The following is a 12,339-nucleotide window of genomic DNA, read 5'->3' as shown; positions in this document are numbered from 1 at the left end:
GCTGGCCGCGGCCGCCGGCGCCGGCGCGGCCGGCGCCCCGGAACCCGCGGCGACCGTGGTGGCCGGGGCCCCGGCTGGGGCCGGCATCGTCGGGGCCAGCGCGACCGCCGGCAGCATGGACGGCGGCTTGTTCGACGTCAGCACCGGAGCCACCGCGGCGGGGGCGGCCTCCGGGGCGGCGGCCTCGACCGGCGTGGTGAGCAACGAGCTGAGCCCGATGCCCAGCAGCAGCGGAATCAGGAACGGCGCGGTCAGGATCGCGCCCCAGGTCGGCCAGCCAACAGCGTTGAAGAACACCTGGTAGGCAACGAAGAACAGCAGCGGCCCGTTGGCCGCCAGGAACGCCGGCAGGTTCGAGAAGAAGTCCTGCAGCATCTGCTGAATATTCTGGAAGAAGTCCTGCAGGAACTTCGACAACTGCTGGATGAAGTTCTGCCACCAGTCCCCGGGGCTGTTCTGCGAGGCGTTGGCCGCCAGACTGTTGGCCTGCCCACCGGGATTGACGATGGACGGCGCCGCCGTGGTGCGCGGCGCGGCGGCCAGGGCCGAGCCCGACACAGCCTGGTAGGTGCCCATGGTGGCGGCGGCCTGGACCCACATCCGTGCATAGTCGGCCTCGTTGACCGCGATCGGAATCGTGTTAATCCCAAAGAAATTCGTCCCGACCAGCACCGCGTGCACGGTGTGATTGGTGGCCAGTTCCGCCAGCGTCGGCATGGCCGCCAAGGCGGCGGTGTACGCCGAGGCGGCGACCTCTTGCTGGGCGGCCGCCCCCGCGCTGTCGGCGCTGGCCTGCTGCAGCCACGCCAGGTACGGCAGGTGGGCCGCCACGTACTGCTCGGCGCTCGGCCCCTCCCAGGCGCCGGCCTGGGCCTCCCCCAACAGCCCACTGAGTTCGGCTGCCGCCGAGGCGTATTGGGCGCTGAGCGCGGTCCACGCGCCGGCGGCCGCCAACAGCGGCCCCGGCCCTGGACCGGCGCTCAGTAACGCCGAATGCACCTCGGGTGGCGACGCCATCCAGATGGGCGCGATGGGGGCGGTCATGGTCAGGCGCCCGCGATTCCGAACGTCGCAGCGGCCGCGGTGTCTCCGGCGAGGTAGCTTGCGCCCGCTTCGCCGACGCCGACACCGGCGCGGCCCAGCTCTTCGACACCCTGGGCCGCCACGGCGGAGTGCTCCTGGCCCGCAGCGCTGAATCCGACGGCGGTTTGCAGCGACACCGGATCGACCGCCGGCGGCACCACCGCCGTGATCGCCGGGGCCGCCGCCGCATGCGCGGCCGCCAGCCGGGCCGTCAGGGCCTCCACCGCCGCACTGGTGGCGGCCAGACCTTCGGGAACCACTCGCAAGGTCATCTCTACTCCTCCCGTTGCGCTTCACTTGCCATTACGGACTCCCCGATCAAGGGGTTGACCAACTGCACGTACGTCGGGCCATCGCTGTCGCCCAACAGGATCGCCCGCCCCGCGGGCAACCGGCCGAATCGTTGACCGCGGATCTTGCCGCTGTCCTGCGGGTTGCCCGCCAGCATCAGCGTGGTCGCCTGCAGGTCGTTGAACCGGCGCAGCAGCGGGTTCGTCATCAACGCGTGCCCCGAGCCGGTGGCGCGCGCGGTGACGATCACCCGCACCCCCAAATCGGCCGCCTGCGACAGCAACCCGAGCAGCGGCGTCCACGGACGCTGCCCGACGTACGGCCCGCTCATCGCCGGCGAATCCGGTATCTGGTCCACGTCGTCGATGATCAGGTAGTGGGTCTGGCCCGCGAAGCTCCAGCGAGCCAGCTCGGCGGGCGACAAGCCGGCCGGCGGCCGCCGGGATTCGATGAGGTTGGCCAGGCCCAGCATCGCCGGGATGATGCGGTCGACGTTGGCCGTGTACTCGTTGTCGGCGAACAACGGTTCGTCGACGAGGTGCAGCCGCCGATCCAGCACCGTGAAGGCCACCTGATCGGGAGTCGAGTGCTCGCGGACCGTGCGAATGAGGTGCCGCAACAGCGTGGTCTTCCCGGACTTGCTGTCGCCGAACACCATCAGCAACGGGTTCTCGGCGAAGTTGATCACCACCGGCGCGAGATCCTCCTCGCGCTGGCCGATGACGACCTGCTCCGGCCCGCGATACAGCGATCCGACCGACTCCGGGGCGAGGTTGGTGGGCAGCAACCGCACCGGCGGCGCGGCCAGGCCCGGGTAACGGTCGTTGATGGCTGCCACTGGGTTTGTTTCCGCGTCCAGCGCGGGGCTGGCGAACAGGAAATGCTCTGCGGCCATGGTCAATCCGCGGCCGGGCTGGTCGTGCGGCACCGCTTCGGCGGGCCGGCGCAGCGCGCCGACCACCCGCACGTTGCTGTCCCGCGGATCGTGCAGCTTGAGCTCGAGGCGCAACCCGAGCCCGTCGCGCATCGCCAGCGGCACCTCCAGCCAGCTGGGGGTGGTGATGACGACGTGGATGCCGTACGCCAGACCGATGTTGACCAGTTCGCTGACCTTGGCCAGCAACGGGTTTCGGGTGTTGAACTGGTCGGTGTTGTCGCGGCCGAACGCGTAGAGGTTGTCGATGACCAGGAACACCTCGCCGAAGCCGTCGTCGGGGGCCGCGCCGCGGGACTCCCGGAACGCCTCTCGCCGCTGCCGCGACAGCAGCAGCTGTTCGAGTTCCCCGAAGGTGCGCCGGATGCGTTCGGGTTCAAGCGCGGAGGCCACGCTGCCGACATGCGCCAGGCCTTCGAGTGCCCGCAGCTTGCCGCCGCCGTAGTCCAGGCAGTAAAAGGTGACCTCGCGCGGCGAGTGCAGGTTGGCCGCGGACAGGATAAACGTCTGCAGCGCGGTCGATTTGCCCGACTTGGGGCCGCCGTGGATGACCACGTTCCCGGCCGACGAGGCGGCGTCGAACACCAGCGGGTCGCGGCGCATCTCGAACGGCTTGTCGATCTCGCCGAGCGGCCACTGCCATTGCCGGGGCGGCACGCCGGCGCGCGCCAGCATGGCGCTCAGCGGGATCGGCTCGTCCAGCGGCGGCAGCCACAGTTGCGGCGCCCGCGGACCGTAGCCCGCCAGCTGGTCGCCGATGGTGGCGATCAGCTTGCGCGGCGGCCCGGTGAATTCGTCTTCCTCGGGGGCGGTGATCACGGTGTCCTGATCCGGTTCGACCCGTCCGGCGGTGAACAGCTTCGGCTCCGGGATGGACGGCACCACAAAGGATTTGGCCTTCTGCGGCGGATCGTAGATGCCGTCCACATAGGTGCTGCGGAACTTGATCGGCGTCGCACCCGGTGCGGGCACTAGGAACCCCACGCCCTTGTGCTCCTTGCCGGATTCGATGTGGTAGGCATCCTCCACACCGATGATCTGGCGGGAAACGCTGGGGCTGGCCACCTTCAAACCGATGCGGTAGGAGGTGTTCTTGTCGATGTCCTTGATCTTGCCGACGTCCAGCGTCTGCGAGGCGAACAGGATGTGGATGCGGAACGAGCGGCCCTTACGCGCAACGTAATCGAACAGCTCGGCGTATTCGGGATGGTCGGCCAGCATCAGGGTGAACTCGTCGGCGACCACGAACAGCGTCGGGATCGGCGGCAGGTCGTGCCCGGCCGCCACGGCGGCCTCGTATTCCACCACCGAGTTGAACGCGCTGCCCTGCACCCGGCGGCCCGCCTCACGCAGCAGCGTCTCGCGCCGGGCCACCTCGCCGCGCAGCGTGTCGGCGAACCGGTCGGCCAGCGACTTCTTCTCCGCCATGTTGGAGATGACGGCGACCACCTGCGGGAAGTTGCGGAAGCTGTCGGCCCCGGCCTCACCCTTGAAGTCGGCGTAGATGACGATCAGCCGATCCGCCGAGTGAGTTGTCAACAGCGACAACAGGATCGACATCAGGGTCTGGGACTTGCCCGAACCCGTCATACCGATCATCAGCCCGTGCGGACCCATGCCGCCCTCGGCTTCGTCCTTGAGGTCGAACATCAGCGGCTCGCCGGTCGCGGTGACCCCGATCGGAACGCGCAGCTCGTCCTCGCGACGGCGCGGCGCCCACAGCGTGGGTACGTCCAATTGGGACGCGTCCGAGATGCCCAGCATGGTGGTGAACGTGGCGCCGCGAGTGGCCGCCGAGCGCAGCCCGGTGTGGGTCGGGTTGGAGTCCCAACGCGACAATTGACGAGCCAGGTGCGCGGCCTCGTCGGCGCCGAACTGGTCGGCGTTGTCGATGTAGGGCTGCCAGCCGCCGGTCTGCCAGCGCTCGATCGCGCCGTTGGCGACGCGCAGGATCGGCTTCTCCGGGTCCGAATACTGCTCCCGGTTGGGCGCCGTGGCGCTGCGGTGCACGACGGTGACGCCCGCCCGGCCCAGCGCCAGCGTCGACGCGTTCAGGTCATAGTCGGGGTCGTCGACGACGATCAGCAGGTGACGCAGCGCGTCGGCGGGCTCGCCGGTGAACGCCGGACGGTCAACGAGTGCCGGCCCCAGGCTCGCGACCAGGTCGTCGGCGTTGGTCGACATGAAGCGGGCCGGCCCGACCCCGTCGAGCTCGCCGGGAATGTCGATGTGCGGCAACCACTTCAGCCACGACCAGTCCGGACCCTCCAGGTCGGGGGTCACCAGCGCGACCCCGAGCACGGTCGGGTCATGCCAGGTGACCGCCTGAGCGATCCAGGCGCGCAACGCCGCCCGCGCCTCGTCTTCCTGACCCAGCACCGTGATCCGGGATACCTTGGTCAGGTCGATTCCGGTCGGCACGTCGCGCACCGTGCGATGGGTGTCGAGCAGGCTGCGTAATGCGCTGTGCGACACCGGCTCCAGGTCGATCTCGTCGGCGGTGTCGTTGACCCGCAGGGCGGTGGCGAGCGGGACGTGGTGCCGCCCGGCCCGCAGCACCAGGAAGTCGGGATCGTGTGGGTCACGTTCCCACTGCCGGCGGGACCCCGGCACGGTCGCCAGCGCGGCGGGCTCCGGATGCGACCACTGCGCGGCGGCGCGCTGCGCGGCGGCCTGGGTGCGGATGTTGTCGCGGACCACCGAGAGGTAGCGCAGGTAGTCGGCGCGTTCGGCGTCGACCTCCTCGGTGCGCGTCTTGTTGTCGTTGCCGCGATACATCGCGGTCGCGGCGAGCAACAGCACGAACGGGAAGAACAGCGTCTGCGGAGAGATCAGCCGCATCCCGGTGGCGAACAGGGCGACGATCATCCCGACGATCAGGATCACCAGCACATAGGGCATCGCCCGGCGCAGGAACGACGGCGGAATGACCCGGGGCAGCTCGGGCGGGGCCTCGATGGCGATGGTCCCCTTGCGGGTGACCGGCGGCGCCAACCGGCGACGCGCTTCGAAGATCAGTCGGCTCATCGGGGGGCTCCCTCGGCTTCCTTGGCAGCAGCAGCCACACGGCCGGGCTTCTGGTCGGGCGTCAGCCCATCATGTGCCAGCAGCGCGTCGGCGCGCGATAACGTCGGACCATTGGCGAACAGCGACAGCACCGACCACGGAATGGGGACGGGCGCCCCGCTAAGGCCAAGGGCCTCAACGGTTTTGCCATGCCCGGCGGCCGAGTGCTCGGTCTCGTTGTCGATCCCGTAGCGGACGCCGGTGTCGGAGACCCAGAACAACGATCCGGTGCCCGGCGAGTCCGGGCCGCCGCCGACGGTCTGGGTGAAATAACCGGTGCCGGGTGCCAGGGCCACGCGGGTGGCCACCGCACCGCTCGTCGCGGCACCACCGCCCACCAGGTCGACGGTGTGGATCGATTCGGCGATCGGCAGCGCCGAGCCGGACAGCAGGTTCAGCGAGCTGGTCGCGGCCCCGGCCGGCTTGCTCCAGTAGGCGCACGTGACCGGCGACTTGCCCGCGTCGACCACGCTCACCTGTTGGTCCGGATAGCGCGCGGTGTCCAGCATCCGCGACACGGGCAGCTTGGCCACCGCGTCGGCACCCAGCCGCGGCGGTTGGTCCAGCCCATAGGAATTGGTGTTGCGCAGGATCGCGGCGAGCACCGGCGAGATCTGTTGCAGGCCGTCGGGCAATACCGCGTAATAGCGCGGCGCACCCGAGGAGCTCTGATCCAGGGCGTAGGAGACCACCACCGCGCCGATCGGTGCGGGCACGCCGAACGTCGCCGGGGCGCCGGCGTTCGGGATGCCGGGCGCCGTCAGCGACGGACCCTCGGGGATCGCGTTGAACAAGCCCAGCGCGATGGGCCGGGGCGCGGGCATCTCGGAGTTGTTCTGCCCCAGGCCAAGTGCGTTCGTGATCGCGTGGTCGGTCAGGTTGATCTGCGATCGTTTGCCATCCCACAACAGCCAGGTGCTGCCATCACGCTCGACCAGGATCGCCTGCCGCGACGCGAGCGTGGCCGCGCGGGCACCGCTGCTGTCCGGGCGGCCCGCGATCACCGTGACGCCGGTGCTGTGGGCGGCGTGCCCGCCCTGGGCCGGCTCGCTGACGGCGTCGCACACCGTCCAGTTCGCGTCGCGCGAGGGGTTTTGCACCATGCGTTCCGGCGCGCCCGGGATGCCGATCAGGTTGCCGCGCGGAAAACGGTCCAGCTCAGTGCTTTTCACCATGGTGGGATCGACCGGGTGGCCGGTGATCAGCCGGGCGGAGGTCAGGTTGAGCACGGGATGCAGGTCGTCGCCGACACGGACATACAGCGCGGCGGTCGACCGGTCGGCCAGCACGGCGTTGGTGCCCACCGTGCCGCTGGGCCGGATCAGGGAGAACACGAAGCAACCGGCCAGCCCGGTGACCAGCAGGACCACGCCCATGGCCACCGCGCGCGACTGGGTGCGCAGCGGGTCGACGAGCATCCTGGTGTCGTGCAAGGCGATACCGGAGGCGATCCGGCGCATCACGAACCGCCAGCCGCTGACCTGGTGGCGGGTGACGAAGCCGCGGCGGTACTCGACCTGGTCGGGGTTGTCGTTGACCGGCGTGCGCGACGCGAACGAGCGGCGGTCGTCGGACTCGTGATTGGAGGTCATGCCGGCACCGACAGGCCAAGGCCGCGCAACAGCGGCTCTACCGACCGTGCGACGTCGTCGTCGGTGATCGTCATCAGCTCCTCGTCAGTGAATTCGCCGGTTCCGGCGTTTTCGGAATGGTCGAGCCGGAACTCTCGTTCTTCTTCGGAGCGTTCGACGATGTTTCGGACGAATCGGCCGTTACCGGCGATGTCCAAGTTGCGTCGCGAGATTCCGTTGGCATCCGGGGTCGACTCGGTGGCCAACTTCGTGAACAACGCCTCCATGTGTTCGAGCGCGGCCGGCTCGAAGATGCTGTCGCGCTGCTCGGCCATGGTGTTCGCGATCTCGACCAGCTCCGACGGCGCGTACGACGGGAAGTCGATGTTGCGCGTGAACCGAGAACGCAAGCCCTCGTTGGTATCCAGGAACTTGTCCAGGTCGGCCCGGTAGCCGGCGATGATGACCACCAGGCGGTCGCGGTCGTTCTCCATCCGCGCCAGCAGGGTGTCGATGGCCACCAGCCCGAAGTCGTTCTTGGCGCCCGTGGCGACCAACGCGTAGGCCTCGTCGAGGAACAGCACGCCGTCGAGTGCGCTGTCGATGATCGCGTTGGTCTTGGCCTCGGTCTCGCCGATGTGCTGGCCGATCAGGTCGGCGCGGTGGACCTCGCGGATGTTTTCCCGCTTCAAAAGCCCGAGGCCGCAATAGATCTTGGCGACCACGCGGGCGATGGTGGTCTTACCGGTTCCGGGCGGGCCGGCGAAGACCAGGTGGTGGGCACGCTGCGCGACCGCCAGCCCGCGCTGCTTGCGGACCAGTTCCATGGCGACCGAGCTCTTCAGCCGCGACACCTGGTTCTTGACCTCGTCGAGCCCGATGAATTCGGCCAGCTGACGTTCCGCCTCGTGCAGCAGCACGGCTTTGCGTTCGTGCGCGGCGGGGTCGACGAAATCCTCTGCGCTGGGCTCGGTTTCGGGATCCCACGGATCGGTACGGGCTTCGATGCGGGCGGCCGTGGTGGTCACGATGCCGAAGCTCGTGTCGGTCAGCGCCTGTTCGACTTGCTCGTTCTCGGGATGCGCGGCGTACAGATCCTGCAGCACCTCGCTCGCCGCGTCCTCGTCCACGTGCGCACGCAGCACCAGCGCCTTGGCCAGCGCGCCGTCGACGGCGGCCACCGCGACGGGGCCATCGGGCTCCTCCAGATACGACAGCGACGGCGCGAACATGCCCAGCCGGGCCAGCGCGGTGCCCAGCGCGATCTTGGCGGCGTGCGAGAACGCCTCGTCGAGATCCGCGTCGTTGACGATCGGGGTCAGCAGCTTGACGACGTCCGACCAGCGCTCGGCGCGGTAGTTGATGACGACGGACACCCAGCGGGCCTCGCGCCACGTCGGGCGACGCGCGTTCAGGCCGGCGACGATCTGGTCGGCGTCAGCGAATCGTCCGGCCGTTGCCAGCGCGGCCGCGTAGGCGAGCTGGAACTCGTCGGGGGTCGCGGCGCGGAACTGCAGATACAGCCCCGTGTCGTAGCGGAAGCCCAGCGAACCAGGCGCCAGGTCCACCTGGCGCTGCAGTGTGCCCGCGGTCGCCACGGTGCGCGATACCGCCTCGAGCACTCGCAGGGAGACATCGCCGGCCGCGGCCAGGCCGGTCCACGCGTCGCACTGGTCGTGGGCGATGCGGGTCAGCGCGGTGAAACCGGAGCGGGCGGCGGCCAGATCCGCCGGCCGCTGCCGTTGGTAGACGACGATGCCGAGCGCGCGGCAGCACGTGGCGAACCGGCTGACGACGTCCTCGTCCACCCGCGCGTCCACCCGCGAATTGACGGGCTGAGCTGTGAGCATGCCGGTGTCACCGAGTTCCACGGCCGCGACTTTTCATGTATGTAGTCTCCCCTAACTTAACCCGCCTGAAGTTAGCATTGCATAAGCTAACTGTCGAGGCGTTTGGCCCTGTCCGGCTCACCACTGCTCCGCCCTTCTTTTACCGCTGTTGAGGACATTTGCGGGCGTGATTGTCCGCTTTTTCGGCATACTCACAGCCGCACGTCGGGCGGTCTTACAGCAAGGCCCTACCTTAATGAAAATCATTTTCATTATCAACTCGGGCCGGGCCATCCCGGAACCGTCCGCCCGACCGGGCGGATCGGGGACGCAACCGTCCGCACCGGCGCGGTCATAGCGGCGACTCCTTGACGATGGGGTGAGCTCGACGGTCGCCACTGCCGATTGCCGGCACGACGATCACGCAGCCAGTAGTCGGCTGGCGGGGCGCAAAAGTTCCGCGCTGATCGCTTTGCCAGCTGCCCGGCAACATCGGCGCCGAGGGGCCGTCGCCGAACTCGTCACCGGTCAGGGTGGTCAGCCCGCGGCCGCGGCGGCCGGCCCGATTCACGGAAAACTCATGAAAAACCGGCCGCGATCGTGATCACGGCCGGTTTTCGTTGCGACGCGTCACTCTCGGACGGCGCGCACCAGGGTGTTGCGGGCGATCATCGGGCCGGCCTCGGTGTCCGGGCCGGGTACCGGACGCCCGACCTCGCGCAGGTAATCGGCCAGCGGAGTGCCGACCGCGGTCCAGCCGTGCTGGCCGAACCATTCGGTGGCGGGTGCGTGCTGCTCGTTGTAGACGAGCTGGAAGAACACCCGGCCGTCGCCCTGCTCTGTGGCCGCGCGTTCTTCGGCCACGGCGGCCTCGAAGTCCTCGGGTTTCATCGGGGCGCCGTCCTCGACGGCGACGTGACTGCCGTGACCGGCCAGGCCGTCGATGCCGGTGAACAGCTGCTCCTGGGCGGCAGCCGGGAGATAGATCAGCAGGCCCTCGGCGATCCATGCGGACGGCTTGGCGGGATCAAAGCCGCTGTCACGCAACGCTTGCGGCCAGTCCTCACGCAGATCGATGGCGATCTCACGGCGCTCGGCACGCGGTTGGGCGCCGGCATCGGTGAGCACCTCGCGCTTGAAGTCGAGCACCTGCGGCTGGTCGAGCTCGAAGATGGTCGTCGCGCCCGGCCAGTCCAAGCGGTAGGCGCGCGAGTCCAGGCCCGCGGCCAGGACGACCACCTGTCGCACTCCCGCGTCCGCCGCGCGGCGGAAGTATTCGTCGAAGTACTTGGTGCGGGCGCCCTGGAAGTTGACGAAGTTCTCGCCGAAGTCAGCGGTCTTCAGCTGGTGGTCGGGGTCCTTGCCGTCGAGCACGTCCGCCCACGAACCGCCCACGGCGCGGCAGAAGACCTCCGCGTATGGATCGACGGCCAGCGGGTCCGGCTTTTGCGCCTCCAATGCCCGCGCTGTTGCCACGAACAACGCGGTGGAGCCCACGCTCGTGGTGATGTCCCAGGTATCGCCTTCGCTTCGCATCCGACCCACACTACGCCGCGTCACCGACACGCGTGTTCCGGTGGCGCGCAACACGAATGGCCTCGCCGCGGCCACCGACCGTCAGCGCCGGCCGTAGCGGCGGTGGAACCTCTCCACCTGTCCGGCGCTGTCGACGATGCGGCGAGCGCCGGTCCAGAACGGATGTGAATCCGAGGTGATCTCGACGACGATCAATCGATAGGTGCGGGCCCCGTGCCGTGTTTGCCACTCGACGGAGCGCGAACTGTCAAGCGTCGATCGGGTCAGGAACATCGCACCGGTGGTTGCGTCCTGGAAGACGACGGGGTGGTAGTCGGGATGTACGCCGGGCTTCATGACGGGTCGGTGTCCTGCCCGATGCGCCGGGCCGCGTTGTCGGCCGCCTCCGCCCGCTCCCCGCACGGCTCCTCATGCCAGTCACCGAACGGGTCGTCGTAGCCGAGCCAGTCACGCGGACGGCTCATCTCCGCGTCGGTCAGCAGCGCACCATGCAGGCCGTCGAGGATGTCGGCCGGTTTCGCGCCGCACACCAGGATGGTCATCGCCGTGTGCCGGTCGCCGTACCGGTCATCCCAGGCCAGCTCGGCGAAAGTTCGTCGCTCGACGTCGATTCCGTCGAGCTCGCGGCCACCCATCACGGCCAGCCACTTGCCCGCGGAGCTGACCCGCAGCCCGGCGCCGGCCGATTCCAACCACATCGCCCGGTCGGGCTGGCTGGCCAGCCAGAGCCGCCCGCGGGTTCTGATCACACCATCGAGCAGCAGATCCAGGCAGTCGTGCAGGCGCTGCGGATGGAAGGGCCGTCGGGAACCGAACTCCACCAAGTTGATTGGACCGCGTGACTCCAGCGGCGGCTGGCCGGCCAGCAGTGGCCCGTGCGGGTCGTCGCTGCGGCCGCGGCGCGCGTCGCGATACAGGTTGTTCAGCGCATCCTCGAGACCGTCGGCACCCACCTGCAGGCGAGCGCGCGGGGACAACCGGCGCAGCACGGCGGCGACGAACGGATTGAGACGGTTGAGCACCGCCACATCGGCGAATTCGGCCTGCCCGATCACCACCTGGGCCTCGGTGCGCCCGTCGTCCAATTCGTCCTCACCCAGCGCCTGGTTCAGCCACGCCGACGAGTCGACGCAGGCCACCACCGCGGCGATCGACACGTCCAGGGCCGCCGGCCCGTCGACGTATCCGGGCGCCACACGCACCCGAACGTGCTTGATGGCCAAACAGATTGGTTCGGGCTCCAGCCAGGGCCCCAGGTGCACGACGATCCGGTCGACGTCGTCGCGCCGGTGCAACTGACGCAGCAGCACCAACAGGTCGTTGCGGATGGTGCACGAGATACAGCCATGCGCGAGTTCCAGGCCGCTCTCGTTGGACGTCAAGACGCCGTCGGACAGCGACGCTGTCGTTCGGCGCACCACATGACCGTCGAAGGAGTGCTCGATCACCAGCGTTCCCGGGGTGCGCAACAGCGCACCCACGACGGGTTCGGTGTCCCTCTGGCCGGTGACCAGGATGACGGGCGTCTGCATCGTCCTCCTTATTGATAATGGTTTTCATCTAGGTCCCACATACGGTACCGTTCCGGTCGGGCCTTGTCGAAAACGATTTTCAATAAGCGCAACGGAGGTGCAGGTGTCCGCCCACTGCCAGGTGACCGCCCGTCGACCGAGTTTCGGTAGGGCGGTGTCGCATTCCCATCGCCGGACCCCGCGGCGCTTCTCCCCCAACATCCAGCGCAAGACGTACTACCTGCCCTCCGAGGACCGCCGGATCCGGCTGCGCGTCAGCGCCAAGGGCATCAAGGTGGTCGACCGCGACGGCATCGAGGCGGTCGTGGCCCGGTTGCGTCGCGAGGGGCAGCGAATCTGATGGCCCGCAACGAGATTCGTCAGCTGGTCAAACTGCGCTCCACCGCGGGCACCGGATACACCTACATCACCCGCAAGAACCGACGCAACGACCCCGACCGGCTGATGCTGCGCAAGTACGACCCCGTCATCCGCCGTCACGTCGACTTCCGCGAGGA

11 protein-coding genes are annotated in these 12,339 nt (G+C 68.8%); 2 read left to right on the top strand and 9 right to left on the bottom strand.

Annotated elements, in window-relative coordinates; genetic code table 11:
* The 9 genes from A5646_RS09420 to mrf all read right to left on the bottom strand — a co-directional run.
* On the bottom strand, positions 1-1,044 hold a 1,044-nt coding region (locus A5646_RS09420; RefSeq protein WP_197505156.1), incomplete at its 3' end, for a PPE family protein.
* A gap of 2 nt (positions 1,045-1,046) precedes the next feature.
* Positions 1,047-1,355 (bottom strand): PE family protein, encoded by a 309-nt coding sequence (locus A5646_RS09415; protein ID WP_066872837.1) that lies wholly within the window; start codon positions 1,353-1,355, stop codon positions 1,047-1,049.
* Between the two features lie 2 nt (positions 1,356-1,357).
* On the bottom strand, positions 1,358-5,335 hold the full coding sequence (eccCa, locus tag A5646_RS09410) for a type VII secretion protein EccCa (RefSeq protein WP_067021376.1): 3,978 nt from the start codon (positions 5,333-5,335) through the stop codon (positions 1,358-1,360).
* Positions 5,332-6,966, bottom strand: a complete 1,635-nt coding sequence (eccB, locus tag A5646_RS09405; RefSeq protein WP_067021374.1) for a type VII secretion protein EccB — start codon at positions 6,964-6,966, stop codon at positions 5,332-5,334. Before eccB ends, eccCa begins: the two co-directional genes overlap by 4 nt.
* Positions 6,963-8,816: a type VII secretion system ESX-3 AAA family ATPase EccA3 gene (gene eccA3 / locus A5646_RS09400; RefSeq protein WP_067021372.1), complete on the bottom strand. Its 1,854-nt coding sequence runs from the start codon at positions 8,814-8,816 to the stop codon at positions 6,963-6,965. The genes eccB and eccA3 overlap by 4 nt, the downstream gene beginning before the upstream one ends.
* 310 nt (positions 8,817-9,126) lie before the next feature.
* The gene (locus A5646_RS09395; protein ID WP_067021370.1) at positions 9,127-9,345 is read right to left on the bottom strand and encodes a hypothetical protein; all 219 of its coding nucleotides are present in this window, start codon (positions 9,343-9,345) and stop codon (positions 9,127-9,129) included.
* Positions 9,346-9,404: 59 nt separating this feature from the next.
* Positions 9,405-10,310 carry a class I SAM-dependent methyltransferase gene (locus A5646_RS09390; RefSeq protein ID WP_066872849.1) on the bottom strand — a complete coding sequence of 302 codons (906 nt, stop codon included), beginning with the start codon at positions 10,308-10,310 and terminating at the stop codon, positions 9,405-9,407.
* Positions 10,311-10,391: 81 nt separating this feature from the next.
* Positions 10,392-10,646 (bottom strand): type B 50S ribosomal protein L31, encoded by a 255-nt coding sequence (locus tag A5646_RS09385; protein ID WP_067021368.1) that lies wholly within the window; start codon positions 10,644-10,646, stop codon positions 10,392-10,394.
* Complete coding sequence (mrf, locus tag A5646_RS09380) at positions 10,643-11,842, bottom strand: ribosome hibernation factor-recruiting GTPase MRF (RefSeq protein WP_067021366.1); 1,200 nt, start codon at positions 11,840-11,842, stop codon at positions 10,643-10,645. The genes A5646_RS09385 and mrf overlap by 4 nt, the downstream gene beginning before the upstream one ends.
* A 103-nt stretch (positions 11,843-11,945) precedes the next feature.
* Between mrf and rpmB the strand changes: the two genes are divergently transcribed.
* Positions 11,946-12,182, top strand: a complete 237-nt coding sequence (rpmB, locus tag A5646_RS09375; protein ID WP_067021377.1) for a 50S ribosomal protein L28 — start codon at positions 11,946-11,948, stop codon at positions 12,180-12,182.
* Positions 12,182-12,339: 50S ribosomal protein L33 (gene rpmG / locus A5646_RS09370; protein WP_067021364.1), on the top strand; the 158-nt coding region annotated here is incomplete at its 3' end. The genes rpmB and rpmG, both read left to right, overlap by 1 nt.

The organism is Mycobacterium sp. 1245499.0 (assembly GCF_001673615.1).
Lineage (GTDB): Bacteria > Actinomycetota > Actinomycetes > Mycobacteriales > Mycobacteriaceae > Mycobacterium > Mycobacterium europaeum_A.
The sequence above is the reverse complement of the archived record's forward strand: the minus strand, read 5'-3'. Positions and strand labels throughout refer to the sequence as shown.

Bases quoted from the DNA above. Each gene is read 5' to 3' on its own strand.
- A5646_RS09415 (WP_066872837.1), bottom strand. From the start codon at position 1,355: ATGACCTTGCGAGTGGTTCCCGAAGGTCTGGCCGCCACCAGTGCGGCG.
- eccCa (WP_067021376.1), bottom strand. From the start codon at position 5,335: ATGAGCCGACTGATCTTCGAAGCGCGTCGCCGGTTGGCGCCGCCGGTC.
- eccB (WP_067021374.1), bottom strand. From the start codon at position 6,966: ATGACCTCCAATCACGAGTCCGACGACCGCCGCTCGTTCGCGTCGCGC.
- A5646_RS09390 (WP_066872849.1), bottom strand. From the start codon at position 10,310: ATGCGAAGCGAAGGCGATACCTGGGACATCACCACGAGCGTGGGCTCC.
- A5646_RS09385 (WP_067021368.1), bottom strand. From the start codon at position 10,646: ATGAAGCCCGGCGTACATCCCGACTACCACCCCGTCGTCTTCCAGGAC.
- mrf (WP_067021366.1), bottom strand. From the start codon at position 11,842: ATGCAGACGCCCGTCATCCTGGTCACCGGCCAGAGGGACACCGAACCC.